This is a genomic window from Caballeronia sp. SL1002, from assembly GCF_057814995.1.
On sequence record NZ_JBYMUW010000001.1, the window covers coordinates 60,171 to 85,529 of the forward strand.

At 61.0% G+C, this 25,359-nt stretch carries 23 protein-coding genes and 2 pseudogenes; 7 read left to right on the plus strand and 18 right to left on the minus strand.

All coding sequences use genetic code 11. The annotated features are described in order from the left end of the window. Positions 1–22: 22 nt before the first annotated feature. Positions 23–1,135, plus strand: a complete 1,113-nt coding sequence (locus tag AC3D25_RS00295) for an NADH:flavin oxidoreductase (protein ID WP_488886539.1) — start codon at positions 23–25, stop codon at positions 1,133–1,135. Positions 1,136–1,396: 261 nt separating this feature from the next. Here the strand turns inward: AC3D25_RS00295 and AC3D25_RS00300 are convergent, their stop codons facing one another. Beyond that, entirely contained in the window at positions 1,397–2,125 is a 729-nt protein-coding gene (locus tag AC3D25_RS00300; protein WP_488886540.1) for an SDR family oxidoreductase, read from the minus strand. 86 nt (positions 2,126–2,211) lie between these two features. Here AC3D25_RS00300 and AC3D25_RS00305 point away from each other — a divergent pair, with 86 nt between their 5' ends. Beyond that, complete coding sequence (locus AC3D25_RS00305) at positions 2,212–3,168, plus strand: LysR family transcriptional regulator (protein WP_488886541.1); 957 nt, start codon at positions 2,212–2,214, stop codon at positions 3,166–3,168. A gap of 673 nt (positions 3,169–3,841) precedes the next feature. Here the strand turns inward: AC3D25_RS00305 and AC3D25_RS00310 are convergent. After that, positions 3,842–4,714: a DMT family transporter gene (locus tag AC3D25_RS00310; protein ID WP_488886977.1), complete on the minus strand. Its 873-nt coding sequence runs from the start codon at positions 4,712–4,714 to the stop codon at positions 3,842–3,844. Positions 4,715–4,836: 122 nt separating this feature from the next. Between AC3D25_RS00310 and AC3D25_RS00315 the strand changes: the two genes are divergently transcribed. After that, the gene (locus AC3D25_RS00315) at positions 4,837–5,688 is read left to right on the plus strand and encodes a LysR family transcriptional regulator (RefSeq protein WP_488886542.1); all 852 of its coding nucleotides are present in this window, start codon (positions 4,837–4,839) and stop codon (positions 5,686–5,688) included. Between the two features lie 325 nt (positions 5,689–6,013). On the opposite strand, the gene AC3D25_RS00320 is transcribed toward AC3D25_RS00315, so the two are convergent. From AC3D25_RS00320 to AC3D25_RS00335, 4 genes are all read right to left on the minus strand, one after another. After that, positions 6,014–6,223, minus strand: coding sequence for an alpha/beta fold hydrolase (locus tag AC3D25_RS00320; protein ID WP_488886543.1), 210 nt, complete (start codon positions 6,221–6,223; stop codon positions 6,014–6,016). Continuing rightward, a complete protein-coding gene (locus AC3D25_RS00325; RefSeq protein WP_488886544.1) occupies positions 6,220–6,591 on the minus strand; it encodes a hypothetical protein in 372 nt (123 codons plus the stop codon). The genes AC3D25_RS00320 and AC3D25_RS00325 overlap by 4 nt, the downstream gene beginning before the upstream one ends. Beyond that, positions 6,584–7,222, minus strand: a complete 639-nt coding sequence (locus AC3D25_RS00330; protein ID WP_488886545.1) for a tyrosine-type recombinase/integrase — start codon at positions 7,220–7,222, stop codon at positions 6,584–6,586. Before AC3D25_RS00330 ends, AC3D25_RS00325 begins: the two co-directional genes overlap by 8 nt. A 383-nt stretch (positions 7,223–7,605) precedes the next feature. Continuing rightward, on the minus strand, positions 7,606–8,532 hold the full coding sequence (locus AC3D25_RS00335) for a LysR family transcriptional regulator (RefSeq protein WP_488886546.1): 927 nt from the start codon (positions 8,530–8,532) through the stop codon (positions 7,606–7,608). A 105-nt stretch (positions 8,533–8,637) separates the two neighbouring features. Between AC3D25_RS00335 and AC3D25_RS00340 the strand changes: the two genes are divergently transcribed. Continuing rightward, on the plus strand, positions 8,638–9,393 hold the full coding sequence (locus AC3D25_RS00340) for an SDR family NAD(P)-dependent oxidoreductase (protein WP_488886547.1): 756 nt from the start codon (positions 8,638–8,640) through the stop codon (positions 9,391–9,393). A gap of 470 nt (positions 9,394–9,863) precedes the next feature. On the opposite strand, the gene AC3D25_RS00345 is transcribed toward AC3D25_RS00340, so the two are convergent. The 7 genes from AC3D25_RS00345 to AC3D25_RS00375 all read right to left on the minus strand — a co-directional run bounded on the left by AC3D25_RS00345 (position 9,864) and on the right by AC3D25_RS00375 (position 16,571). Then, entirely contained in the window at positions 9,864–10,634 is a 771-nt protein-coding gene (locus AC3D25_RS00345; protein WP_488886548.1) for an alpha/beta hydrolase, read from the minus strand. Between the two features lie 165 nt (positions 10,635–10,799). Further along, complete coding sequence (locus tag AC3D25_RS00350; protein WP_488886549.1) at positions 10,800–12,203, minus strand: NAD-dependent succinate-semialdehyde dehydrogenase; 1,404 nt, start codon at positions 12,201–12,203, stop codon at positions 10,800–10,802. 94 nt (positions 12,204–12,297) lie between these two features. Next, positions 12,298–13,104: a helix-turn-helix transcriptional regulator gene (locus AC3D25_RS00355; RefSeq protein ID WP_488886550.1), complete on the minus strand. Its 807-nt coding sequence runs from the start codon at positions 13,102–13,104 to the stop codon at positions 12,298–12,300. A gap of 277 nt (positions 13,105–13,381) precedes the next feature. After that, positions 13,382–14,122: an SDR family oxidoreductase gene (locus AC3D25_RS00360; RefSeq protein ID WP_488886551.1), complete on the minus strand. Its 741-nt coding sequence runs from the start codon at positions 14,120–14,122 to the stop codon at positions 13,382–13,384. Beyond that, positions 14,119–15,276: an alkene reductase gene (locus tag AC3D25_RS00365; protein WP_488886978.1), complete on the minus strand. Its 1,158-nt coding sequence runs from the start codon at positions 15,274–15,276 to the stop codon at positions 14,119–14,121. The genes AC3D25_RS00360 and AC3D25_RS00365 overlap by 4 nt, the downstream gene beginning before the upstream one ends. Positions 15,277–15,426: 150 nt before the next feature. Next, positions 15,427–16,116: a type 1 glutamine amidotransferase domain-containing protein gene (locus AC3D25_RS00370; protein WP_488886552.1), complete on the minus strand. Its 690-nt coding sequence runs from the start codon at positions 16,114–16,116 to the stop codon at positions 15,427–15,429. Between the two features lie 149 nt (positions 16,117–16,265). Beyond that, on the minus strand, positions 16,266–16,571 hold the full coding sequence (locus AC3D25_RS00375) for a DUF4148 domain-containing protein (protein ID WP_488886553.1): 306 nt from the start codon (positions 16,569–16,571) through the stop codon (positions 16,266–16,268). Between the two features lie 176 nt (positions 16,572–16,747). Between AC3D25_RS00375 and AC3D25_RS00380 the strand changes: the two are divergent. Further along, positions 16,748–16,915: pseudogene (locus AC3D25_RS00380) on the plus strand (5'/3'-nucleotidase SurE); the annotation flags it as partial. A 248-nt stretch (positions 16,916–17,163) separates the two neighbouring features. Here AC3D25_RS00380 and AC3D25_RS00385 read toward each other — a convergent pair. Continuing rightward, complete coding sequence (locus AC3D25_RS00385) at positions 17,164–17,514, minus strand: nuclear transport factor 2 family protein (protein ID WP_488886554.1); 351 nt, start codon at positions 17,512–17,514, stop codon at positions 17,164–17,166. A gap of 147 nt (positions 17,515–17,661) precedes the next feature. Between AC3D25_RS00385 and AC3D25_RS00390 the strand changes: the two genes are divergently transcribed. Beyond that, the gene (locus AC3D25_RS00390) at positions 17,662–18,630 is read left to right on the plus strand and encodes an AraC family transcriptional regulator (RefSeq protein ID WP_488886555.1); all 969 of its coding nucleotides are present in this window, start codon (positions 17,662–17,664) and stop codon (positions 18,628–18,630) included. Positions 18,631–19,383: 753 nt separating this feature from the next. Here AC3D25_RS00390 and AC3D25_RS00395 read toward each other — a convergent pair. From AC3D25_RS00395 to AC3D25_RS00405, 3 genes are read right to left on the minus strand one after another with little or no spacing between them, the layout of a single operon-like run. After that, positions 19,384–19,725 carry a group II intron maturase-specific domain-containing protein gene (locus AC3D25_RS00395; protein ID WP_488886556.1) on the minus strand — a complete coding sequence of 114 codons (342 nt, stop codon included), beginning with the start codon at positions 19,723–19,725 and terminating at the stop codon, positions 19,384–19,386. A gap of 57 nt (positions 19,726–19,782) precedes the next feature. Beyond that, on the minus strand, positions 19,783–20,544 hold the full coding sequence (locus AC3D25_RS00400) for an SDR family oxidoreductase (RefSeq protein ID WP_488886557.1): 762 nt from the start codon (positions 20,542–20,544) through the stop codon (positions 19,783–19,785). A 42-nt stretch (positions 20,545–20,586) separates the two neighbouring features. After that, positions 20,587–21,387 (minus strand): SDR family NAD(P)-dependent oxidoreductase, encoded by an 801-nt coding sequence (locus AC3D25_RS00405; RefSeq protein WP_488886979.1) that lies wholly within the window; start codon positions 21,385–21,387, stop codon positions 20,587–20,589. A gap of 166 nt (positions 21,388–21,553) precedes the next feature. On the opposite strand from AC3D25_RS00405, the pseudogene AC3D25_RS00410 reads away from it, so the two are divergent. Next, a pseudogene (locus AC3D25_RS00410) lies at positions 21,554–23,524 on the plus strand (ATP-binding protein); the annotation flags it as partial. A gap of 1,293 nt (positions 23,525–24,817) precedes the next feature. Here the strand turns inward: AC3D25_RS00410 and AC3D25_RS00415 are convergent. Continuing rightward, positions 24,818–24,964, minus strand: coding sequence for a hypothetical protein (locus AC3D25_RS00415; protein ID WP_488886558.1), 147 nt, complete (start codon positions 24,962–24,964; stop codon positions 24,818–24,820). Positions 24,965–25,359 lie beyond the last annotated feature (395 nt).

Consider the following 25,359-nt stretch of genomic DNA (forward strand, 5'->3'; position numbering starts at 1 on the left):
CCAACCGCAATCCGGAAAACCGATGCCCATCGACATCCTGCTCACCCCTTATCAACTTAATGCCCTCACCGTGCCTAACCGGGTAGTCATGGCTCCGATGACGCGGTCTTTCTCCCCAGGCGGCATTCCGACCGCCGATGTCGCCGCATACTATCGGCGACGTGCGGCGCACGGTGTCGGCCTCATCATCACCGAGGGAACCGGTGTCGGTCGCGCGGCCGCGCTCGACGATCCGGACGTCCCGCGCTTTCATGGCGAGGCGGCGCTGGCCGGCTGGAAGAAGGTGGTCGACGAGGTCCACGCAGCTGGAGGACGCATTGTGCCGCAACTGTGGCACGTAGGTAATAAGCCTTCGAATGGAGCGGGCGAGCGGGCATTGTCCGCTCATCGCTACGAAAGCCCCTCGGGTCTGTCTATAACCGGTGAACGTCTGGCTCAGCCGATGAGCGAGTCAGACGTCGCGGACACAATTGACGCATTCGCGCGAGCCGCAGCGGATGCAGAGCGACTCAGCTTCGACGGCGTCGAACTGCACGGCGGGCATGGCTACCTGATCAACCAATTTTTCTCGGAGGATCTCAATCGGCGCAACGACGGATATGGCGGATCGACGCTCCTCGAACGTTCACGCTTCGCTGTGGAGGTGCTGAAGGCGATCAGGTCGGTGGTGACACCAGGGTTTCCAGTGATTCTTCGCCTCTCGCAATGGAAGCCGAAGGACTTCCGCGCACGGCTCGCGGGGACGCCCGCAGCGCTCGAAGAGTGGCTTGGCCTGCTGGTGGATGCTGGCGCGGATGCTTTCCACCTCTCCCAGCCAGCCTACTGGCAGCCCGCATTTCCCGAAGTGGACGCAACCCTGAACCTGGCGGGATGGGCAAAAAAAGTCACGGGCGTCACAACCATTACGGTGGGATCGGTCGGACTTCGCAGCGACGTCTACGACTCGTTTGCAGGCAAGGACGCGCAACGCGCTCCCCTGGACGACTTGCTAGCGCGACTGGAGCGAGGAGAGTTCGATCTGGTAGCAGTCGGACGCGCGTTGTTGCAGGACGCGGCATGGCTCGAGAAGGTCCGACAAGGGCGCGTCGGCGAAATTGGGAACTTCACCCCGAATGCATTTTCGACCTTGCACTAATTCGATGTTCTGCCCATTTCGGGAATGTTGACGATGTGCGAGACAGCGGCTGGGCTTTTACACGAATCGGTGGCGTCTTGGGCAGAGGCCGCTGACGCAGCACCCCTGCGATACGAGCGGCGACACAGCGTTTCGTCTTTTCGATCACGGAAAAACGAAATGTTTTTCGACGCTCAACCTGCCGGCACGCCCGGTCCAGGTGCCTCGGACCGCTCCGGTCGTCACGTTGGGCGCCGGCGTCACGCACAAGCACACGACTCGTCACCAAGGGATCTGTTTTTGGTCGAAGTAAAAGCGTCCCGACGGTTCGGCTGGGTCTTGGGTCGCGAGCCAGACGACGCCTGCGGCTGCCTGCTCCACCGTGCGATAACCCGAGTGGTCGTTGAAATCGGTGGCGGTGTAGCCCGGATCTACAGCATCCACCCTGATGCCGACTGACACGAGTTCTTTCGCAAAAGCCAGCGCAACTGCATTGAGGGCCGACTTCGAACTGTTGTAGCCGAGGATGTTCACACCGTAGAACTGATTAGTCGGATCAGACAGCCAGCCGAGAGATCCAAGCCCGCTACTTACCATCATGACAGCACCCCGACCGGCGGCTTTCAGCAATGGCACAAACGCCTGCGTTACGCGGATCGGGCCAAATACATTCGTCTCATACACAGCTTTAATGGTGTCGATTGGCTGTTGACTAGGTTTGGTGTGAGGCACGCCCGAAATGCCGGCGTTGTTAATCAGCACGTCAAGTCGGCCGTCTTCCGCCTGTACGCGCATAGCGGCCTCACGCACGCTCTCGTCCCGCGCCACGTCGATCAGCAACAGCCGAACGTCATGGCCCTCCGCCTTCAAAGAATTCATCGCGGCCTCGCCGCGTGGGGCGTCCCGGCAGCCAAGCCAGATTCGATACCCTACTCGACCGAGTTGTCGAGCCGTTTCATAGCCAATGCTTTTATTGGCGCCCGTGATCAAAACAGTCTTCGGTGTGCTCATTTCTCGTCATCCAGATTTAGTTGCGATCACTCTAATTCGTTCGACGTCTTTTGATAACTGCGTGAGAAACGAATACACTGATCGCTATGGCGAACAATCATGACGACTCTCAGTTAGATTTGATTCCGGCCTTTCTCGCCGTGCTCCATACCGGAGGTTTTCGGGCCGCTGCCAAACGTCTCGGCCTGTCTCCCTCAACGGTAAGCGAACGGATCACACAGCTCGAGATGCAGCTGGGCGTGCCATTGTTGATCCGCACCACACGTAGCGTCGCGCCGACAGAGACAGGTCGCATACTTGCCACGAGAATTGCTCCGCTAATGGCAGAAACGCGTGCCGCGTTGCGCGATGCATCGAGTTCAAAAAGCGTCATACGTGGGCTCCTTAAGATCAACGTGACGGGCGCTGTGATGGTCGATATCCTTCCGCCGATCATCGATCGCTTCCTAGCGGCGCATCCGCAGGTTCGTGTTGAAATCATGGTGGATGACCGACTCGTCGATATCGTGGCAGCCGGTTGCGACGCTGGCATCCGATACGGAGAGCATCTGGCAAACGACATAATAGCCGTGCCGATTGGACCGAATTTCCAGCGGCTCGCGTGGGCTGCTGCACCTGAGTACCTGGCCGCGCGCGGCGTTCCCAGGCACCCGAGCGACTTGTTAAATCACGAATGTATTAGGTTGCGTTTTTCGAGCGGCTCTCTGGTCGAGTGGCTATTCGAGCGTGGCGAAGAAGCGATAAGAGTCGACCCACCAGGCCGCATTATTATCGGTGTGGATGGTGCTTCGGCAGCCATAGAACTCGCGCGCGGAGGACGCGGCGTCATCGGCACCTTCGAAAACTGGCTGATCCCTCATCTGGAAAGCGGTGAGCTACGACCTGTGTTGCATGAGTGGTGGCATGAATTCGAAGGGCCTCAACTGTACTTCTCGAGCAGATTTACGTCTGCTCCACTTAGGGCATTCATTGACCTCGTCAAGGCGGGGCAAACCGCCACCCGCGGGTCGCTTGTGGCAACAGGCTCGGCGAAAAGTTCTTAACGCTCGATGCGACGTCGCTCAGCATCCTTTTAATTGCTGGTCGGGTTCCGTCCTTTCAGGAAACGGCGATGCGAGTCGGGCCGGATTCCTGAGGTCCTTCGAACGAAGTGCATCGCCGTAGCCGTGGCGAAACTAAGGATGGCCACGGCTACAAAATCGCCGGCGGCTTACATTTAGAACGTCGTGAGTTATTCGCGCCGAAAACGCCCCATCAGTTTGTCTTTACGCGGAAGGAAAGCCCATGCTGATAGACGTTTCAGTCCATCTCGTCGAGTAACCGTTTATGGACGATCAGCGTTTGCACGCCGACCGGCTTCCAGGGATTATCCGTCTAGGAGCCGTCGGGCTCGCCTTTCCCCGACTTAACATCTGCGCCTGCGACAACGTCGACGATCAATTCGGCAGGCCGAGAGCGAGCAATATAGCTTCGCGGGCACATGATTGTACACAACGGGGCGCCCAGCTTGTCTGGAGACTTCTTCAGCGAACTCTGGCATGGTAAAAGCATGGTCTCCAACGAGTTCATACGTCTTGTTTTCATGCCCCGGTTGCGTGAGTACGGGGCGTGCGCAAATGCGTATTTGACGAAACAAGGATCACGACGAGGAGTTGGATGCGGCTTCGCGTATTTACCGCGACGTCTGCCAAGGTCTCGATCAAAAATCACGTCGGATCAGCTCTGACCTGCCGTTTCGTGCCTTAAAACCTGCGAGACTCCAACTCCTGACACTGCTGTCCCAGCCAGCATGACCCAGGACAGCGGCTCCTTGAACATGGCCCATGCCCAAAGCGTCGTCACGACGGGGCTAAGATAAAGCACAGTCGCGACGTGCGTCGCGCTAGCACGCCGCAAACAAACCCAGTAGAGTCCATAACCGCCTAACGTCGAAAGTCCTGCGGACCAAACTACGCTCGCGGCGAACCCAGTGTCCGCGAGCGGCAGGAGGCTACCGCGCCCGCCCTGTAGCACGACGAACGCTAGACTGGACGCCACGCACTGCACCCATAAGCTCGTCAACGGGCTCAACTGTCGCAGCGCTGGCGAGCGCTGCTGCCAAAGTGTCGCAACCGCGAGGGCAAGCATGCCCAACAGCGGCATCGAATAAGCCAGGAAGGGTGCACGATTAACCGCCAACGCGTCATGAGTTGCGAGAAGCACTCCACCGACCCCGATTCCGAGGCCCAGCCACGCCCGTGTCGGAAGTCGCTCGCGCAGTACAACAGCCGCCAGCAGCGCGATCCCTATCGGCAGTAGATCCGCAATCAGCGCCGCAACGCCCGAAGGAACGCCAAGTTCGATTCCCCTCGCGACACCCGCGAGATACGCCGCTACTGCAAGTAATCCGATGCCGCCCTGTCGCAGCAACAGCCTGATCGGTGTGCGACGCAGCTCGCTGGCGACGAAGGGAACCAATACTGCGCTGACGACCAAGCATCGCCACAACATCACCAGGAAGACTGGCGCGTGGTTGATCGAAAAACGCATGCCGACGAAGCCAGAACTCCAAGCAAAAACCATCATGGATTCAAGCGCTGGAAGCGGCACGGTTGCCAACGTGGGACTTCTTGGAAGCGTTCGATAGGCCTTAGTCATACCCGGAGCCTACGCGTGGTACGTCAGTCAACAAATCAAAATATACTGATGCACTCATCCACTAACGTTAAACTATGGCGGCTATCCTCGATATTGAACTGCTCAGAACTTTCCATGCGGTGGCGCGCTTTGGCAAATTCCGCGCGGCTGCGGAGCACGTTCACAAAAGCCCCGCCGCCGTCAGCGTGCATATCCAGCGACTCGAATCGGCCGCTGGTGGGCGCCTTCTCGAGCGCGACAACCGTTCCGTCACGCTGACGGCGTTGGGCGAGCGATTGCTTTCTATTACCACTGGCCTATTGCTTTCGCACGACCGTGTCGTCGAAGAATTACACGGCGCTACACTTACAGGGCGCGTTGTGATTGGGATCCCAGATGAGTATGCGGCTCACCTGATCAACGACATTTTGCCGGCGTTCGCTGCTGCATGGCCCAACGTGGTACTGGAAATGAGGACGGCGCCGAGCTTCGCTTTGCGCGAACAGGCAGGAAAGGGCATGTTGGACCTCGCGCTGGTCGTCCAGCCTATGGCGGGCGCTTCGTCCGATCGGCTAATCACGGTGACCACGCCGGTGTGGGTTGGCAGCGCGACGTTCGCGGCGCAGGAATGCGACCCGCTCCCACTCGCGCTCTACGCGGACCCGTGCCCGTACCGGGCCGCGATGACCGATGCGCTCAGTAGTGCCGGGCGACAGTGGCGAATCATTTTAGACAGCGCGTCGAGCCAAGCTATCAGAGCGTGTGTGGAATCGGGGCTCGGAGTTTCGCTCGTTGATCGCGCGCGAGTGACTCCACGCATGAAGGTCATCGACGATCTTCCCGCGATCGCTGACCACGAAATTGTGCTGATACACGCACCCTCCGGGCACATACATGAGGCAATCGACCTGCTAAGCAGGACGATCCGGCAGAAGTTCAGGCTGTAAGCATCAGCGTCTGGTTTCAGCCACACGTACCTTCATCGCAGCGCAACGTCCCCCGCGATTTGCCGGTTCTCCGTTTAGAGTTGCCGGTTCTCCGTTTAGAGTTGCCGGATCTTCTAGGATTGCGCCGTCAGCTGCACGCCCTTGTCCGGGCGGAACCCCACCATATTGCCGAGTCGTAAAGAAGCAGCTCGCGACTGATGGACCCGAACCGGAGCCTCTCCCGTGAGGTTACGATTCGGCGATGCCGATTGCGTTGTCGCTTCTTCGCTCGCATGGAACGGCGCGGCACTTCCGCCGGAAAAACAAGCCGCGCCCCTTGAAAAATTCAACGATTGCCGCTTGCTGCGGCCGCCTGCTCAATTACTTTCGCGATTTCAGCGGGATGAGACAGGAAAGCGACATGACTCGAATGGACGTCAATCAGAGTGCTGCCGGCGCGCTTGGCCATCCAGCGCTCAAGGTTCGGATTAACAGTTCGATCCGCTGTCGCGACAACCGCCCAGCTCGGCTTCGATCTCCATGCCGACTGTGTCACTGGGGACGTGACGACTCAATGGCTGGCATGACCTGTGAAGAGGCCATGAACGCAGACTCGGCCCGAGGTACGTCGGCGGAAAAGTCGGCACGGAACCGCGTTGGGTCGATGTACAAATGACCGTCGGCGGTTTCTTTGACAAGATTATCAAGGAAGGCCGGGATCAGGTCGGGTTGCAGGTCGGCCAGCCGCATCGTGGCGCGCCTTGCCGAACGGCGACTGGCGAAAATCAAAAACAGGAGCAAGGCATCCCGGTAACAGACCACCGTACGCGGACTCACCGCCCGCTGCGCGACCGGATGCTCGGTGAAGAACTGCTGGACCAGCGCAGCGAACGAAGGCGGCTTCGGGACAAGGTTCTCACGCATCTTGCACCTCCCGCCTGACCGTGAATGGGTCGAAACATCCGGCGGCCAGAGCCATCAGTCCGGGCACCACCGAGAGGTACCGGTAGGTGTTGGTCACCATCGTATGCCCGACGTAGGTCAACAGCGACAGCATGGCCTGATCGATGTCCACGCCTTGGGCCTGCCACTGCACGATGCGGCGCACGACGAAGGTGTGCCGCAGGTCATGGATGCGTGGGGCATCGTGTGCACCGCGGTTGCCCCAGCCCAGCTGCTGGCGCAGATCGCGGAAGACGCGGTGCACCTGACGGTCGCCAAGTGGCAGACTTCGTCGTGGACCGCGGGTGCCTACGAAGAACGGACTATCCGCCGCCGGCGGCCCCTCGGCCATGTTACGTAGCCAGCGGTACCGGCGCAAGGCATCCACGGTGCTCCGATGCATGCGAACCTGGCGCGACTTGCCGAACTTGGTCTGGCGAATATCCAACATCCCGTCCTTGAGATCAATGTCGCCGTTGCGCAGCGACAGCGTCTCGCAAATCCGCAGCCCCCATGGCGGCGATCGTCCGAACTGGGCGGCGCCGCGCAGCCCCAGATAGGCAACATGGCTCGACGGAACCTGCGCCACGGTGCTCGTGGCGCGGCTCGCCATCGTTGTCTGGCGGATGTGTGAACCTTGGGGAGACGGTACGTCGCGCAGCGATGATCGACGCACCAACTCTGCGAGCCTTTCCCGAAACGATGCGGTATCCCGGGCCCTGAACGGCGGCCGTGCCAAGCTAACTGTAAGTCAGCCGCGCGGCCCGTCGACGCCGGCGCGTGCCATCCGCTATGCTTCCGGCTTACCGCGTTTCTGGATAACGGCTATTCGGCGGCGGCGCATCAATGATCGTCGCATCACCAGGGTGCCGCGCTCCTCGCAAGTCCATCAACCGGTAGCCGTACATTGCATCGCCTTCTGGCAGGTGCGTGGACGACGTTCCATCACGGTGCATCTCAGGCCCTCACGACAGCCTCTCCGGGAGAGGTCGGTGATCAGACATTTTCGTCTCTGCGGGCGTCTGGATCCATGTAGGGCGAAAGCAGCGTACGCAACCAGTCCATAAACGCTAGCGTCCGAGCGGGGACGAACCGCCGCGACGGATAGACGAAGTACACGGGCATGGGCGCAGGACGGAAGTCCGGTAATACCTCGACTAACACGCCGGCCGCGAGCTCGTCGCGCACGCCCGCCTCCGGAACCTGAATGATTCCGAGCCCGGCGCGGCAGGCGGATGCGTAGCTGGTCGTGCCGTTCACTGTCAGCGCTGCCTCCATGGGCGCGGAATGCTTATCCACTCCGTCGAACCATTCCCACCCTGGCGTAGTGCTCCCCAGCAGTGGGTCGTAGTGGACGATGCGATGTCTCGCCAGGTCGCTGAGACCATGCGGTGTGCCGTGCCGGCCGAGATAGTCGCGGCTCGCGCAATTTACCATCCGATAGTGCCCCAACAGCCGCGCAACGAGGCTCGAATCACTGAGCTCGCCGGATCGCAGCACACAGTCGAAACCCTCGCGGACTACATCGACTCGACGGTCAGCGGTGCTGAGGTCGATTGCCAGACGCGGATGGCGTGCCATGAAATCGGAGAGTCGGGGCAACACTAGTTTCGCCGCGATGCCCACGGACATATCAACGCGCAAGCGTCCTGATACGCCCACACCGCCCTCGCGGAACATCGTGCGCAACTCATCGAAGTCGTCCAGTACGTCGCGGCTGCGAGCGTAGAACGCTGAGCCCTCCTGCGTCAATTGAACCCGACGCGTTGTCCGCTGCAGCAAACGGGTGCCGATTACTTGTTCGAGTTGGCTTACCGCCGCAGACACTGTTGCGTTGGGTAGGCCCAGTTGCCGCGCCGCACCGCTAAAGCTTTCCAGTTCAGCGACCTTCAGAAAGATGCGGATCGTCTCTACCTTAGTCATTTGAAATGATTTTTCGTGAATTCTGATAGGTGCATACAGTTATCGGAAGTTTATCGCGCTCTTACTGAATAATAGACTAAGGGCTTCTCGCACAAGGAGCCGTTCATGAATCAACGTATTGCCCTTATTACAGGCGGAGGCCGTGGCCTCGGACGCAGCATGGCGTTGCACCTCGCTCACGCCGGGCTCGATATCATCGTTACCTACCAAAGCAATGCGTCGGCGGCTGAGGGTGTTGTCGCGGAGATCGAAGCGCTCGGCCGGCGCGCAAGCGCGTTACAGCTTGATGTCAGACATAGCCGCACGTTTCCGGCGTTCGCCGATAGGGTGCGCGAGCTGCTGGAGGCATGGCGGCAATCGCGTTTTGACGTTCTGGTCAATAATGCCGGAGTAAGTTTGCACGTTCCGCTGATTGACGTGACGGAAGCGCAGTTCGACGATGTCATCGGTGTTCACCTGAAGGCGGTCGTCTTTCTCACGGCAGCCCTTGTGCCTCTGCTGAACGACGGTGGCCGCATTCTCAACATCTCGAGCGGCTTAGCGCGTTTTAGTTTGCCTGGATCCGGAGTGTATGCGGCCGCGAAAGGCGCCGTAGAAGTGCTGACCCGTTACCAAGCGCGCGAACTCGCCGAGCGTCGGATAACCGCTAATGTGCTGGCTCCGGGGGCGATCGAGACCGATTTCAGCGGCGGAATGGTTCGAGACAACCCAGAGGTGAACCGTCGTGTCGCGAGCATGACCGCGCTAGGAAGGGCCGGTTTACCCGATGATATCGGCGCCGCTGCCGCCGCATTGCTGGCGGAGGGAAACGGTTGGATCACGGGGCAGCGTATTGAAGTTTCAGGCGGCATGATGCTTTGAGGACCGCGCTGATTCTGAACTCCTGGATTCGATCATCTGGCGTTAGTCCGCTGTTGCCGGGCCGGACGGCCAGAAGGACGAAGATCAAGGACGACGCATTCGCACGAGACTCCGGTATGGACCCATGCAGTCATCGGTGGCTTTGCGTTGTCGGACCTCACTGTTTCAATCCATTACTGCGGTCGTACCGATAACAGCGCAGGCGGGCCGGTATCGGAGCAGAGCGGTCGTCTAAATGCCGCCGTGCCAGTACGGTCGAATGCCGCCTTATGTCCGGTTGCCGAAGATCGCTCGTGACGCGCACGCATCGCCGGCGACTTCGGCTTAACTTCCGACCCGACTTCTATTGGCCATTCGACGCCCGACGGCCGGCGTCTCTTGATAGAAGAGAAGCGGTCGTCGGTCGGCCGCTGCGTCCTGGCACGCGGGTCGTCCAGCGTACCTACGCACCAGTAGCCGGCCCGATCCCCTCAGCGGCTGCCCGTTTGGGTGGCCGCCCGCTCGATCACCCGGGCGACTTCTTCCGGATGCGACAGATAGGCGACATGGCTCGACGGAACCTCCACGACCGTGCTCTTCGCGCGGCTCGCCATCCAACGTTCGAGATCGGGATTCACGGTTCGGTCCTGAGTCGCCACGACGGCCCAGCTCGGCTTCGTTTTCCATGCCGGCTGGCTCACCGGCGCGGTGAACGACTCATGCGCCGGCATGACCTGCGAACTCGCCATGAATGCGGTCTCCGCGGCGGGTACATCAGCAGCGAAGTCGGCTCTGAAGTGCTCTGCGTCGAAGTAGAGGTGGCCGTCGTCGGTTGCCTTGATGCTTTTTGTCGCGGCTGGCATTTTCGTCGTCAGGTCCTTGAGGTTTTCGCCAACGTCCGGTTCGAACGCGGCGATGTAGACGAGGCCCGCCACGCGCGCATTGTTGCCCGCCTCGGTAATCACCGCTCCGCCATAACTATGGCCGACGAGAATGCTTGGTCCGTCCTGCGCATCGACGATACGCGTGGTCGCCGCGACGTCCTCCTTGAACGACGTCTCCGGCTCCTGAACCACCGAGACTTTATAGCCGTCCCGCGTCAGGATCGTCGACACGGCTTGCCAGCCCGAGCCGTCGGCGAAGTAGCCGTGAACCAGGACGATGTTCTTGACAGGTGCGGCTTCGGCGAACTGCGTGGCGAATGCGCTGGCGCCAATGGTCAAAGCTGCGGCAAAACGCCGAATGTCGTTGATAGTTTTCATTTTCGACTCCAGAAACTAACGATGATTGGACAATTGGTTGCAATGGTTCAGCTTTCAGGCTGTTGCTGATGACCCGTTAGAGTACGGGTCGTACGAAAGCCGGTACGGACATTTCGGATGCCTTAACGATACCCGAGGTGATCGGGCGAACCTGGGAACGTCGAATCAATCGACGGTCTTGGCCCACACCGCCTGAGCGTTGGTGAACTCGCGCAGACCGAAGTGGGACAGTTCACGGCCGTAACCGCTCTTCTTGACTCCGCCTACCGGAATGCGCGGATTCGACGCGGAGAAGCCGTTGATAAAGACGCCGCCCGTTTCGAGCCGGCGCGCGATTCGCTGCGCACGGGCGACGTCGCTCGTCCACAGGCTGCCGCCGAGACCGTAGTCGCTCGTGTTGGCAAGTTCGATAGCGTGCTCGGCGTCGTCGGCGACGGTGATTGCGGCCACCGGGCCAAAGGTTTCTTCGTCGAAAGCAGCCATGCCAGGGGCGACATCCGCGAGCACGGTCGGCTCGTAGTAATTCCCGGCGCCTTCCACCTTGCTACCTCCGAGCAGCAGCGTCGCGCCTGCTTCGATTGTGCGTTGCACCTGGCCGTGAAGTTCGTCGCGCAAGTCGGCGCGCGCCATCGGCCCGATGGTGCTTACGGGATCGTGCGGATCGCCCGCCACGACCTGACGCACCGCCGCCACGAACTTGCGCGTGAACTCTTCTGCAACGGGCCGCTCGACAACGAACCGCTTAGCCGCGAGACAAACCTGGCCGGCGTTTTGAAAGCGAGCCTCGATGGCCGCTTTCACGGCCAGGTCGATGTTCGCATCGGCCAATACGATGAAGGCGTCGGCGCCGCCGAGTTCCAGCAGCGTCTTCTTCAACGCGCGGCCCGCCGCGGATGCGACGGCGGACCCGGCCCGCATGCTGCCCGTCAGCGTGACCGCGGCAACGCGCGGATCTTCGATCGCGTGCGCCACGGTCTCATTATCGGAATTCAGATTGGCGAAGAGTCCGACTGGAAAGCCGGCGGCTTCATAAGCGTCCTGCAACGCGTAGGCCGAGCCCATCACATTAGCTGCATGCTTGAGGATGAAGCCGTTGCCCGAGAGCATGATCGGTCCCGATGCCCGAATCACCTGCCAAAACGGGAAATTCCACGGCATCACGGCAAGAATGGAGCCAATCGGCAGATAGGAGACATGCACCTGATCGTCGCCTTCGACGGGCGCCGGTTCGTCGGCGAGGAAAGCGGGACCATGCTCTGCGATCCAGTCGATCGCGCTGGCGCACTTAGCAATTTCGGCTCGCGAGGCGGCGAGCGTCTTGCCCATCTCCCGAGTAATCAGCGCGGCCAACGCTTCCGAGCGCTCGCGCAACGTCGCGGCCAAGCGGCGGTAAGTTTCCACGCGCACAGTCATGGGCGTCGCCCGCCACAGCCGGTAGGCCGCGGCGTTGTCCTCCAGCATGCGCTCGACTTCGTCGGCTGTCTGAAACGGATAGTGCGCGATGAACTCGCCGGTTGCGGGATTGCGCGACGTTGTCCCGATGGCGGTGGGAAGGTTCAGGTTTGACATGTTTGCCTCGATTGAAGTGACGAGCAGCGGGAAACTTGCTGCAGTTATGCCACTCTATGCAAACCGGAGCGGGTCAAGAAGGCGTCTTGTGATCCTATGAGTCGGACTCACTGGCAGAGTGCCGGGGAATGTAAGTCACGAGCGACAGGTCAGGCCTGCCGGTGGGCGTCAACGCAACGTAAGTGAATTCGATGTGGCCGCCAGCTGGATGACGAAGCCGTTTGTCGCCTTCATCGAAGCCTTTGACCTCGGTGTCCTGCCACCAGTCACTGAACTCGGGGCTCAGTTCCGTGAGCTCGTCAATGAGGCTATCGAACTGCGTCTTGTCCGGCGCCTGCGCGCGCGCGGCGCGGAACGCGGAGATCATGCCGCGTGTCATCTGCTCCCAGTCGAGAATCAACGTGCGATAGGGTTTGTAAAGAAACAGCAGGCGCAAGGTGTTGCGCTCGTGGGGCTCCAGCGATCCATAATCGACAAACAGGTCGGCAATGGCATCGTTCCACGCGAGAATGTCGAGCCGCGTGTTGCGGATATAGGCCGGAACGTTGATCGAGCGAACCAGTCGTTCGAGGCCTTCGGTGACGCCGCTGCCGGTTGCTACCTGCGAAAGCTCGCGCGATGAAAGCGCGAACAGATGTGCCGATTCCACGGTGTCGAGCTTGAGCACGCGCGAGATTCTGCGCAGCGCATCGGCGGACGGTTGAATGTCGCGGCCCTGTTCCAGCCAGGTGTACCAGCTGACGCTGACGCCGGCGAGGACGGCGACCTCTTCGCGGCGCAGGCCGGGCGTACGGCGAGGGCCGTCGGGCAGGCCGAATTCGGCAGGTTGCAGGCGGCCGCGACGGCTTGAAAGAAACGCGCCAAGTTCGCGTCGCTGCTCGGCGGAGGGTCTTCTGGACATAGTGTCTCGGTTAACGGCGAATGGGCAGTCGGGCGGACGTGCCGGGCATCGTCGCGAGGCAGCTTACGACCAGCCAACTGACGGCCCGAGCATGCCTGGATCGACCGGGAATGCGAACACTATCACGGCAAAATGTCCAGGCTGTGCCACGACGACTAGCGGCGCTTCATACGAACGCGTCCTAACCGCTCTCGTATGAAGCGCCGCATTTGCGTGATGGCCACGCACAATGTCTCGCGCGTGGCCCTGCCGCTGGAGCGTGTGAGTCAGCGTTTGCTCAGAACTCCTGGCTCGTGGGACGAAGCACGATCTCGTTGATGTCGACGTCGTCGGGCTGCTCGATCGCATAGGCGATGGCTCGCGCCACCGAGTCCGCCGGAATGGCCTGGCGATAGAAGTCGAGCACGGTGTCTTTTGCCGTTCCCGTTGTGCTCAACTTCAGCTCGCTATCCACCGCGCCGGGCTCGATCGACGTCACGCGTATATTGTCGCCGACCTCCTGGCGCAGGCCTTCGGAGATCGCCCGCACGGCGAACTTGGTTCCTGAATAGACCGTTCCGCCCGGCGCAAACACCTTCACGCCTGCCACCGAGCTTAGATTGATGACGTGGCCGCTGCCTTGCGCGATAAAGCGAGGCAGCGCGGCGGCGATGCCATATAGCGTGCCCTTCAGGTTGACGTCGATCATCGCGTCCCACTCGTCGGTGTTCACTTCGGCCATCGGCCTGATCGGCATCAGGCCCGCGTTGTTGATCAGCACGTCGAGCCTACCGAAATCGCCGACGACGGCAGCTGCGACCGACTCCACCTGATCCTTCTTTGTCACGTCGAGCGTATACGCCTTGGCGGCCCCGCCCTCGGCTACGATTGCCGCGACGACCTCGTCGAGCTTGTCCTTGCGACGCGCCGCAACGGCCACTTTGGCTCCGCTGGCCGCGAGGCGTCGAGCCACTGCGGCGCCAATGCCCGTGCTGCCACCCGTGATCAGGACGACCTTCCCTTCGATCCCCTTGCTCATGCGATCACCTCGTCTGCTTTAACGGATACCGATTCCGCGTATGCCGGATAGTCCGTGAGCCCTTCGGCCCCGCCGCCATACAGCGTTGCCGCATTCAAGGCATTGAGTGGCCAGCCGTTCGCAATGCGCTCAGGCAGATCCGGGTTCGCGATGTACGGGCGGCCGAATGCAATCAGGTCTGCAAGGTTCGCTTCGATCAGGCGCGCGCCACGCTCTGCCGTGTAGCGACCCGCATAGATGATGCGGCCGCTGAACACCCGGCGGACTTCCTCGCGAAACGCCGCCGGCAGATCGGGGGCGTTATCCCAGTCGGCTTCCGCTATTGACACATAGGCCGCACCGGCAGCTTCTAGCACCTTGATCGCCTCGATATATGTTTGGTGGGGATCGTCTTCGACGAGGCCGATGTATACGCGATCTTGATCGGTGCTCGTGAACAGTGGGGTGAAGCGCACGCCCAGTCGGTCCGGACCGACCACCTCGGCGACCGCCTTGACGATCTCGCGCAAAAAGCGCAAGCGGTTGTGAAGCGTGCCGCCGTACTCGTCCTGACGCTGATTCGAGTGCGACGAGATGAACTGATTCACAAGGTAGCCATTGGCCGCGTGAATCTCGACGCCATCAAAGCCCGCACGCAGCGCATTCTGCGCTGCTTTCGCGTAGAGGCCGACCAATTCGCCGATCTCGACGACGCTCAGCTCGCGCGGCATCGAAGGCTCTATCAGCGTCCCGGTGCCAGGGCTTGTCTCGATGAACGCCTTGACCTTCTGTGCCGCGATCGACGAAGGCGCGACCGGCGGCGAGCCGTCTGGTTGCAAAGCATTATGCGAAACGCGACCGACATGCCACAACTGCGCGAAGATCACGCCACCTTCAGCGTGTACTGCCTCGGTCACGCGAGCCCAGCCCTTGACCTGTTCGTCGCTGTAAATGCCGGGTGTCCACGCGTAGCCCTGACCGCGCGGTTCGATCTGTGCGCCCTCGCTGATCATGAAGCCCGCGCCGGCGCGCTGGCGGTAATAGAGCGCGCTCGATGCGGTCGGTATGTCGCCGGGCTGGGCGGCTCTCTGGCGCGTCAGCGGCGGCAGCACGATACGGTTGCGCAAGATGTGCCGCCCGAGCTTGAGCGGCGTGAAAAGTAAAGGGTGTTCCATGTTCTTTCGCTCCAAATGATCCGAGGTCGCGCATTGCGACGGGCTCGATCGAGCCGACTGCGCGCGATCCTGCGCGAACAGCTAACTGGCTCTCTGGTGAAAACGCCGCGCGCTGCCCGAAGGCAACGCGCGTCGGCAGACAGGCGGCCTTTATTGCGCGGCGAGCGCCGGGTGCTTCATCAGAATGGCGGCAGCGGAGGACGACGAAGCCGGGTTCTGTCCGGTAATGAGCAGGCCGTCGGTGACTACATGGGGAGCCCAGTCGACGGTCTTCGAATAAATGCCTCCCTTGGCCTTCAGTTCCTCTTCGACAAGGAACGGCACGATTTCGGTCAAGCCGACCGCGGCTTCTTCCGAATTCGTGAAGCCCGTAACCTTCTTGCCTTCGACCAGCGGCTTGCCGTCCGCCGTGGTGACGTGGCGCAGTACGCCCGGTGCATGACACACGAGTGCAACGGGCTTGCCGGCGGCGATGAACGACTGGATCAGCGCAATCGAATGGCGGTCTTCGGCCAGATCCCACATCGGGCCATGGCCGCCGGGATAGAACACCGTGTCGAAGTCCGCCTGGGAGACGCTGTCGAGGCGCACGGTTGCCGCGAGTTGCGCTTTGGCGGCCGCGTCGTTTTCGAAACGGTGCGTCTGATCGGTCTGATTGGCCGGCTCGTTGCTCTTTGGATCGAGCGGCGGCTGGCCGCCCTGCGGCGAGGCCAGCACGATCTCGGCGCCTGCGTCCTTGAACGTGTAGTAAGGCGCCGCGAGTTCTTCCAGCCAGAAGCCGGTCTTGCGGCCCGTGTCGCCCAATTGATCGTGCGAGGTCAACACCATCAGTACTTTCATCTCGTTCTCCAATGCGTGATAGGTAAATTGTGAATTGCCAGCAACGCTGTCATGACGACACGGCTATGTGGTCAGTGCTTCGCCTCTGCAACCGGTTAGGGCGCAGCAAGGCCCGTTCATTTCGTCGTGACATCGTTCGCGACGTTGAATTAACGGCCGGAATACAGAGACCGAACGCCGTTGATCGCCGGTGCGCCACTGGCGGAGGAACCGCTGGTTACACCGCCGAAGCCGCTCGCGGACTTTTCCTCCGCAGCTACACGTGCACTGGCGGCCTCGATTTGGGCCGGATAGAACGCTTGATCGCCTTGGCCAGCACGGTATCCAGCATTCTGGAGTTGCACCAGCTCATGGCGAACCTGCGCACGGCTGACCTGATCATTCGACTGAGCGAACGATGCTGCGGGGATGGCAAGGGCGGCGGCGACTGCAACAGCATTGATGAGCGATTTCATGATTTCTTCCAAGGGTTGTCGTTGAATAAAAGTGGCGAAGTAACTGCGCTTGTAGCAGCGGGACAGAATGAAAGCTGCTGCAGTGGTGTCACTTTAAGCAAACGAAACCGCGGGAAGAAGGCGTCTTGTGATCCTATGAGTGAGGGTCACAGGCAGAAGCATCGGGGAGTTAGAATGCGCGCGAAGTCTGGGTCGTTGCGCCCGTACACGACCAGAACGGCAGGTCGCATTCCATAAGCCTGCATTCCCTGCTGCGCATTTCGCGTCAGGGGCGGCGGCGCTTCGGCAAGGCACGCCCGCCGGCCTTTCAGGTGAACGGACGATCAGTTTGCGCCGACTGCCCTTGGCAATAGTCTACCCATAGCAGCTGGTGGACTTGCAAGACAGCCTGCCTGAGACCGGCCATTTGCGACGACAGAGAGCGACCGGCTGCACAGCTGGAAAGTGGCCGCCGAGGCGCGCTCACGACTCGCAGGGCTCCGACAACACGACCTGCGCACCTACCGCCGTCGGCGGCGCCGCGTTAGCGCCGCGAGTGCTGCTACCGCCCTTCGGGCACAACGACAGCGCGCTGCGCCTCAATTCCGGCTAATCAGAAGAAGCCGGCCATGTAGGTGAACCGCCCCTGGTCGTCGGGGCGCACGAAGTTGTACCCCGTCGTCACCTTCGTGCCGTCCGCGCTGAATAGCGACCAGACCGCCAGCAGCTTGTCCTGCTGAGCCAGGATCTGGTCGGTTGTGAAGTAAGCACCCGGAAAGCCCTGCTGGAACTTCGCGATGTGCGCGTTCAATCCCGCGCGAGTGCTGCCGTCGCCGGCGGGGTTGGAGAACACCACGTCGTCGGTGACGCTTTTTTCGAGGAGCCGGACGCGTTCGTCTTCGACAATCGATCCGTAGGCCGCCATATAGGCGTTCCAGTTATCTTTCAGGGCTTCGAGACTCATCTTTGCTCCTGGCGTGGCTTTTATGGAGGCTCGTTCGAGCGGGGTCGGCGTGACAGTTGAGGTACAACCGGAATGAAGTGTAGGCAGCAGACTCAGGATGGTAAATAATCTGGTCGCCAGAAAACATTACGTGGCGTCCCGACCTGCATGGATCCACTCCTCGATCTCATCCGCCTGCTCCGCCCCCGCGCCACGCTATTCGGCGCGGGCGTCGACGCCTTCGGCGACTGGCGGCTCGACTTCCGCAAGCGCGACGACCTGCTCTTCTGTTGGGTCGAACAGGGCGAGTTTCAGTTGATCCGGCCTGGCGCCGAGCCGCTGTCAATGCAGGCGGGTGATTTCGCGCTGATCCACACGTCGACCCCGTTCACGTTGACCTCGGACGAGTTTGCCGAGCCCGTCGACAGCGAGACCGCAGTGGTGGCCACGCGCAAGGTGCGGCTGCGGCTGGGTTGCGGTAGCGAGCGTCCCGTGACGCTCCAGGCCGGCAAGTTCCTGCTGGAAAAGGCCAACGAGGCGTTGCTTACCGGGCTGTTCCCGCCGGTGACGCGCATCGCCGCCGGGGACTCATCTCTGGCGCGTGTGCGCGCTCTGCTAGCGATGAACGAAGCAGAGACACGCCAGCCCGGGCCGGCCAGCGCGTTCGTCATCACGCGGCTCGTCGAACTGATCCTCATCGAGATCCTGCGAGCACATCCGTGGCGGATCGCCGAAGAATCGCGTGGCCTGCTGGCCGGGCTAGCGGATCCAGTCACGGCGAAGGCGCTGGCGGCGATGCATGGCGAAGTCACGCGCCCTTGGAGGGTCGACGTACTGGCGCGATATTGCAACGTGTCCAGATCTGCCTTCGCCAGCCGCTTCCGGGCGGTGGTCGGCATGGCGCCGATCGACTACCTGCTGAACTGGCGAATGGCGCTCGCGAAGGACGCGCTGAGCCGCGGGACGCGGAGCGTCGGCGAAATCGCGTTCGACATCGGCTATCAATCGCCCAGCGCGTTCACGACGGCATTCACGCGCATGGTCGGGTGTGCGCCGACGCGCTTCGCGCGCGAGATCGCCGACCAGCCATTGACCCCGGGGTCACCGTCAAGAACGGACGATCGCCTTGACGGCTGAAGCTTGCTTGCACACTTGTCTCGAAGCCGCCTCAGATCGCAGCATACGAAATGCAGCGGAGCAGCCGCCTGTGGAAGAGGCCGGGGCCGGCCCAGCGGCACAGCTGCATGGCCGGTCAGCGCCTGAGTGACATCCGGCTGTTTTAGTCAAACGTTGCGAACAATTCGAACGCAGAACCAGCATACGAAGGTAGCTGATGAGACACTTTGTCCTCAACAGCGGCCTTCCTGATCGGGCCCAAGGGTCGGCATGCCATGCCGGATCGCGGAAGTCGACATCGTCGGGGTGTCGGTAAGCGCCGACAATCTTCGCGTGCACTCGCTGTGGAATGACCGCTTTGTAGTCGGAGGCGCCGTCGGAATGTCCTAGTTTGGTCTCGGATGAACGTCGCTTCGTGGCCGGTAGCCAAACTTCGAAGTACAGGCGCCGCCCAGCGGACCGACCGCCGCCGCCAAGTTCCGTACTCGCGGTAGAGTCGGGAAGTGGCGCGGTAGCGTTAGGTTTGGTTTGTCTGTTGCCGCCCCTTTCGTCTGGCGGTGCCCTCGTAACCTCGCCCTAACCCAGTTCCACACTCGCTTATCGAACCGGACATGCAAATCGTCCGCATCCGGCTCCCGGACAATACATCACGGCTTCGTACACGGCACGTCACTACCAAGGACCCTGCAGACGAACGAGACCGAACTGTCCGTAGAGGTGCGAGGATGGGTAGCTCCCGCCCCTGCGCCGCCTGACCTTGCACTTGTTGCGTAATCACCGACGCAACCATGAAGAGGTATGTCGGTCGAGCGCCCAATATCCGCGACTGACCGTCCCTACCTCAAAGTAGTTCGCCCAGCCGAGCAGCGTGCGGTTCAACTTGCTCACCAGCTCCGTGGTATCAAACCATGTCATCGAGTGAGCGGTCAGCGCATGGACTTTCTCGATCATGCGCCGGATACTCTTGCCTGACGGGCGCATGCCCATCCGTGCCTGGCCAGTCTTCGCCGAGTACATCCGCCCAAACGTGGAGCCCCCGAAGTCGAATTCGCCTTCCGGAACTGAGCAGATTTGTGTCTTCTCCTCGTTGACCTTCCCTTTCGCGTGTAACGTCATCTGCAGCTTCTGAACACGAATCGAAGTGATAGGTTGTCGAATCTCTGTTCGGGTGCGTCAGGTTACTGGAATGGGGTTATCTTTCAACGACAGGTTGAACTGGTCAACGAACGCGTACTCGTCCGGCCCAACGTTGTTGCGCAGCGGCTGGGCAGCGCTAACCACCACCTCCTGCGTCGCGGTAGCGAGCTTGTCCACGGTCTCGGCTATGAACGCGTCGAGCGGCATTGCACGCGGATCGCCACTCTTGTGAATGAGATCCGTGTCGACCCACGGCGGCGCGATTTCGAGGACGCGCACGCTGGTGTCGCGCAGCATGAATCGCTGCGACATGGTGTATGAATGGACTGCTGCCTTGGTTGCGGAATACAGCGCAGTAGCAGCCAGCGGTACATAGGCGAGCACGGAACTGTTGTTGATGATCGTCGACTCCGGCTGCTGCTTGAGATGTTCGACAAGCGCGGCACTCATACGCACTGGACCGAGCAGGTTTGTATTGATCAGATGCACCGCCTGCGCATCGTCGAGCGCACTCCCCGCGTTGTCGAACGGCATGATGCCCGCGTTGTTGATCAAGACGTTCAGGGTTGGATAGCGCCCGATCAATTGCCGCGCCACCTGTCGAACTTGCGCGCCGTCTGCAATGTCGAGTTTCATGACGTCGATGCCCGGGTTCGCCTTTGCAACCTCGTCGAGTAATGCTTTGCGCCGTCCGGCAATGACCACCTTGTTACCGCGTTGATGGAACGCTTCGGCGAGCGCACGTCCAATACCCGACGTGCCGCCCGTAATAAAAATCGTGTTGCCTGAAAGTTTCATGATCACCGCTTCCTTAATTTTTATATGTACCGGCAACCAATCTCAGTGAGCGGCCGTGTAGCGCGGTGCCGGAGCGTTGGTCGACAACAGGGGCGACAATCCACGCCTCGCGCTTTCGTATTCTTCCCATTTGGCGACGTCGTGGAGGGAAGGAATAGTCACGAGTTCGCCCCGCTCGAACCCAATCAGCGCCGCATCGACCATGTTTTCTGCGGACATCACAATCGACTTGTCCAGGTTTTCGAGGGGAAGCCCTCCCGTTTGCCAAAAGTCGGTAGCCGTTGCACCCGGGAGTACGGCCTGGATCCGAATTCCTTTCCCGGCAAGCTCGTGGTGCAGGGACTGGGTAAACGCGAGCACGAAGGCCTTGCTTCCACTGTAGACACCATTTAGCGCTTCCGGCGCAATCGCGACGATCGACGAGATATTAATGACGGCGCCTTTGCCGCGCGACGCAAAACGGGGCACCGCGGCATAGGTGAGACGCATCACGCTGGTCACGTTGAGATCTATCATGCGCGACATCGCATCGACGTCACTGTCCTCGAGAGGCGTGTGGGTACCGACGCCCGCGTTATTGACCAGCAGGGTGATCGTCGCATCTTGTTTAAGCTTTGTTTCGACGATCGACAGGCCAGCCTGAGTTCCGAGGTCAGCGTCGAGAATTTCGACACTGCGTTGGGTTTCCGTCGTGATATGGCTGGCTAGCGCGGCGAGGCGCTCACGGTTGCGGGCCACGAGTATGAGTTCATAACCGCGTCGGGCGAGCCGTTCGGCATACACCGCGCCGATGCCGGAGGATGCGCCCGTAATCACTGCCGTGCCTAAATGTCCTTGCGTCATCATGTCACTCCGTGTTGAAGACAGTTGTGCCGGAGTGAATTGTGGAGCCGAAGGCCACCAACTCAAATGACGTTAACGGTCACGTTTTAGGACATGCCCCATACAGGGGTGGACCGACTGATGGAGCGTCGAATTTCGAGCAGCACCAAAGCCCTCATTTCACCATCGACGGCTCGACGGCATACCGCTCGCGATCGAGCTTGCTGCGGCACGGGCAGCAACCTTGGGTATCGAGACGCTCGCCAGTCATCTGGACGACCGCTTCAGCGTGCTCAGCGGCGGCAACCGCACCTCGTTGCCGCGCCATCAGACGCTCAAGGCGACGCTTGACTGGAGCCACGCGCTGCTTGACGAATCCGAGCGCGCGACTCTGCGGCGCCTCGGTATATTCGTCAACGGCTTCACGTTGGACGGCGCCATCGCGGTGGCCGTGGACCGGGACGGCGCGCTGGACGAGTTGCAGGTAATCGCGGCGGTATCAGGGCTGGTCGAGAAGTCACTGGTCGTGGCGCGGGTTACAAGTGGGACGGCGAGCTACAGGCTGCTGGAAACCACGCGCGCTTACGCTATGCAAAAGCTAGAGGACAACGGCGAGCAGCGTCTCGCCATGTCAAATCACGCGCGCTATTTCGCAAACATGCTCGAACTTGATCCGTCAAATGCGGCGGGATTCGCGCGTTCCTTTGCCGACGGCTGGCCGCACCGGACGCGCGAATTGCTCGATGACCTGCGCGCCGCGCTGGCGTGGGCGTTGTCGCCGAAAGGCGATGCGGAACTGGGCGAGACGCTCGCAGTGAAGGTAGTGTTTCTGCTTTACGAACTCTCGCTCGTCGACGAATGTTGTACCTGGGCACGCCGCGCACTCGATACGGTGGCCGCGACTCACGAAGGCTCGCGCTCGATGCGGCGTCTTCGCGTCCGCACGCAGTTGCTCGCGGCGCTCGGCGCGGCGCTCGTGTACGTCAACGGACCGAAAAGCGAAACGCGCGGCATCTGGGCGGAGATTCTCGCTTCTTCGATCGCGCTCGGCGATCGAGAATTCGAGGCCCGCGCGCTTTGGGGCATGTGGAACGCTTGTCAGTCGTCTGGCGCTGTACGTAACGCGCTCGCGTTCGCGAAACGCTTCGCCGCGCTTGCCGCCGAAACCGGCGACACAAACGGCACGATCCTTGGACACCGTCTGCTCGGTATCGCGTCGCACTATGCCGGCGACCAGCATCAGGCACGCGCGTCGCTCGAACAACTGCTGCAGCAAAGCGATGGATTGCAGCATCGCCTGCCGCTCGGGCAATCGGTCGATCAGCGTGTGGTCGGTCGCGCCACGCTCGCGCGCGTGATGTGGCTGCAAGGATGCCGGGACGACGCGCTCGACCTTGCGGAAATATGCGTGGCCGACGCGCTTGAACAGGAACAGGCGATCGTGACATGCTACGTGCTGGTCGAAGCGTTGGTCCCGCTCGCACTCCTCGCGGGCAAGCGGGAGCAGGCCGCTCGGGCGATCGCGGTGCTGCGGGAGGTTTCCGGGCGCGCCGGCTTAAACGTTTCGCAGGCATGCTGCCGCGCCTTCGAGGAATATCTGCACTCTTTGGACGAAACAGCGCCCGAGCGTCTGCGCTTTTTTCAGGCGGCGCTTGCCGATCTCGAATCGCTCGAATTCGGTGCGCCGCGCGCGATGCTTGCGGGACAGTACAGTGTTGCGCTTGGCCACGCAGGGCGGCCTGCCGACGGGATTGCGGAAGTCGTGCACGCGCTCGTGCAATGCGACGAGACCGGCGACTACTGGTACGCAGGTGAACTGCGGCGCATCCACGGCGAACTGCTTCTGATGATCCTCGCTTGCGACGCGGCGTCGGACGCCGAGGTGTGCTTTTCAACGGCGCTGGAAGAATCGCTGGCGCACGGTGGTCGGACGCTGCAATTGCGGGCGGCGACGAGCCTCGGGCGTCTCTGGCACGCGCAAGGCCGGAGCGCAGAAGCCGTCCGACTCCTGGAATCCGCGTGCGCTCGGCTGACGCAAGGCCTGGACTGGGACGATTTCAGGGCCGCCGATCACGCTTTGCAGATGGCGGAAGATTCAAGCGCACCGAGCGCGCGCGCCGCCGAAACATCACGCGTGCGGATCGAGGAGCGAGGCTAAATAAGCTTGATGTGTGCAGCCGCCTATGTTGCGCGGCCTTTTCGATCTGGTCGCCCTGGCCCAGTGGTCGACCAAACAGCGCAACCCCCTTCCGCTCTTGTCACCGTGTCACGCGAGCGAGAAATCGGTCGAGTCCACGCACGCCGCGCACCTCCTTGTGCACCGGTTCGCCTCCGCTCAGCGGCGTGGCGGCGAGGCAATCCGAAATCGTCCCGCGGCCAATCCCTTGATATGCGCAGCGAGCTTGGCTTCCAGCGTCGGCACCGTGAGTACTGCCCGATTACTTCGAGCGCAACCGTGCGCGACGTGAGCTTGCGCGAGCTGTCGTTGAATAACGACAGCACGGTGACGCGCGGTCATCCTAACCCGAGCGTAGACGCGGCCTTCCTCGACGACCACCGGGCCGCGTGCGTGAGCGTCAAACTAGGCAACTACCTTTATCTTGAGCGCTGTCGCCCGCGAGTGTAACCACCACTGTCCGGAACCGTGAAGCCTTCGCTACAACCAGAACGCCGGCCACACTTCCGCGACGGAGGGAGGCACGGGAAATCCCCCAATTTTCATTTTCTTCGCATGTCGTCGATTGATGACAGTTTCCGCTCGGCCTCTTCTAGCTTCTGTCGCGCACCAATGAAATCGATGAGAGTCGTACTCGATGCTGCAGGCAGGCGAATATACGCCGCCAGATCCATGCATCGGTGCCGTCGGCGGATAGCACAGGGGAGTCGAGTGCCACGTAGAAAAGACTCATCCTAAAGTCCGCTGGGTCGACCTGCACCTCGGCCGCCTCACTCCTCAACGCAAAGCGCTCTGCCCAGGGGACGAATGCGATGGCGTCGGTCGGCGAACGGGAAGGTCAATGCGTTGCATTGGAAACGCATGACGACGAGCACGCCTTTGCGGATCGCCACCCGGCTATCGCCAGATCGCTCGGTAACGCGCGCCATAAACCGCTCTTCGTCGCCTGCGACGCACGCGGCCAGGGGAAATAGCCCAGAGAGAAGCCGACGAAGTTGCTGACGCCCTAGATTAACAGGTAAGACGCCTCAAACCGGCCAAAACCAGCGCGGATAATCTTCGAGTTTGGAAAACTCTTCCATGTAGAGGTGAAATGATGCCGCTCGGATATGCGGTGGCGAGCATTTGCACCGGCACGGCTTCCTTCTCCCAATGCGTAAGCGGGTTCGCGCTCGGTCCACCCAGGAAATGCACCACTCTCACCCTCTTGCGAGCTCCTCCCTTCTCGACGTCAGAAATGACGGGCTTTGCAATGGTGTCGCGTACCCGTGATGCTCAATTTTTCCATTGCGTGCGCTTCGAGAACCCAAAATCGGGAACAGACAGGGCAAGCCGGTTCATCCGGTGCAGCGAGCCAACCGAACTCTCGAAGTGCTCCGTCATGAACCGGCTTGCCATGCCCTTCGATAGAATACTATCCATCGCTCTCCGTTCAGCCGGCCGCTCCGTCGGAGACGCAGTCCGCTATAAAAAAGAATAATTCGCCCACTGGGAGTTATCCGCCTCCGAACGATTTACTTTAGGATTCGCGTGGAAGGAGTCGAACTCGGATATCAGCGGGCAGCCTTTACTGACTGATAGACGTCGGTAAATCGCACTCCTACGGCACTGCCGCGCCGACCGCGCGGGGTTGAGGAGTCGTAGTTCGACGCCAAAAATCCCGGCGACGAGTAGACTTCCTGCTCGCGACCTTGAACGTTCCCTCGTCGAGACTATGGAGACAGGTGCAATGTAGCGCAGTGAATTCGAATATGCGATTGGCCAGTTATCTGCGGCAGCCGAGTTCCTCTCAAATGGCGGCCGAAGATACTCTAATG

Bases quoted from the DNA above. Each gene is read 5' to 3' on its own strand.
- AC3D25_RS00295 (WP_488886539.1), top strand. From the start codon at position 23: ATGCCCATCGACATCCTGCTCACCCCTTATCAACTTAATGCCCTCACC.
- AC3D25_RS00300 (WP_488886540.1), bottom strand. From the start codon at position 2,125: ATGAGCACACCGAAGACTGTTTTGATCACGGGCGCCAATAAAAGCATT.
- AC3D25_RS00305 (WP_488886541.1), top strand. From the start codon at position 2,212: ATGGCGAACAATCATGACGACTCTCAGTTAGATTTGATTCCGGCCTTT.
- AC3D25_RS00315 (WP_488886542.1), top strand. From the start codon at position 4,837: ATGGCGGCTATCCTCGATATTGAACTGCTCAGAACTTTCCATGCGGTG.
- AC3D25_RS00325 (WP_488886544.1), bottom strand. From the start codon at position 6,591: ATGCGTGAGAACCTTGTCCCGAAGCCGCCTTCGTTCGCTGCGCTGGTC.
- AC3D25_RS00330 (WP_488886545.1), bottom strand. From the start codon at position 7,222: ATGGCGAGCCGCGCCACGAGCACCGTGGCGCAGGTTCCGTCGAGCCAT.
- AC3D25_RS00335 (WP_488886546.1), bottom strand. From the start codon at position 8,532: ATGACTAAGGTAGAGACGATCCGCATCTTTCTGAAGGTCGCTGAACTG.
- AC3D25_RS00340 (WP_488886547.1), top strand. From the start codon at position 8,638: ATGAATCAACGTATTGCCCTTATTACAGGCGGAGGCCGTGGCCTCGGA.
- AC3D25_RS00345 (WP_488886548.1), bottom strand. From the start codon at position 10,634: ATGAAAACTATCAACGACATTCGGCGTTTTGCCGCAGCTTTGACCATT.
- AC3D25_RS00350 (WP_488886549.1), bottom strand. From the start codon at position 12,203: ATGTCAAACCTGAACCTTCCCACCGCCATCGGGACAACGTCGCGCAAT.
- AC3D25_RS00355 (WP_488886550.1), bottom strand. From the start codon at position 13,104: ATGTCCAGAAGACCCTCCGCCGAGCAGCGACGCGAACTTGGCGCGTTT.
- AC3D25_RS00360 (WP_488886551.1), bottom strand. From the start codon at position 14,122: ATGAGCAAGGGGATCGAAGGGAAGGTCGTCCTGATCACGGGTGGCAGC.
- AC3D25_RS00365 (WP_488886978.1), bottom strand. From the start codon at position 15,276: ATGGAACACCCTTTACTTTTCACGCCGCTCAAGCTCGGGCGGCACATC.
- AC3D25_RS00370 (WP_488886552.1), bottom strand. From the start codon at position 16,116: ATGAAAGTACTGATGGTGTTGACCTCGCACGATCAATTGGGCGACACG.
- AC3D25_RS00375 (WP_488886553.1), bottom strand. From the start codon at position 16,571: ATGAAATCGCTCATCAATGCTGTTGCAGTCGCCGCCGCCCTTGCCATC.
- AC3D25_RS00385 (WP_488886554.1), bottom strand. From the start codon at position 17,514: ATGAGTCTCGAAGCCCTGAAAGATAACTGGAACGCCTATATGGCGGCC.
- AC3D25_RS00390 (WP_488886555.1), top strand. From the start codon at position 17,662: ATGGATCCACTCCTCGATCTCATCCGCCTGCTCCGCCCCCGCGCCACG.
- AC3D25_RS00395 (WP_488886556.1), bottom strand. From the start codon at position 19,725: ATGACGTTACACGCGAAAGGGAAGGTCAACGAGGAGAAGACACAAATC.
- AC3D25_RS00400 (WP_488886557.1), bottom strand. From the start codon at position 20,544: ATGAAACTTTCAGGCAACACGATTTTTATTACGGGCGGCACGTCGGGT.
- AC3D25_RS00405 (WP_488886979.1), bottom strand. From the start codon at position 21,387: ATGACGCAAGGACATTTAGGCACGGCAGTGATTACGGGCGCATCCTCC.
- AC3D25_RS00415 (WP_488886558.1), bottom strand. From the start codon at position 24,964: ATGGATAGTATTCTATCGAAGGGCATGGCAAGCCGGTTCATGACGGAG.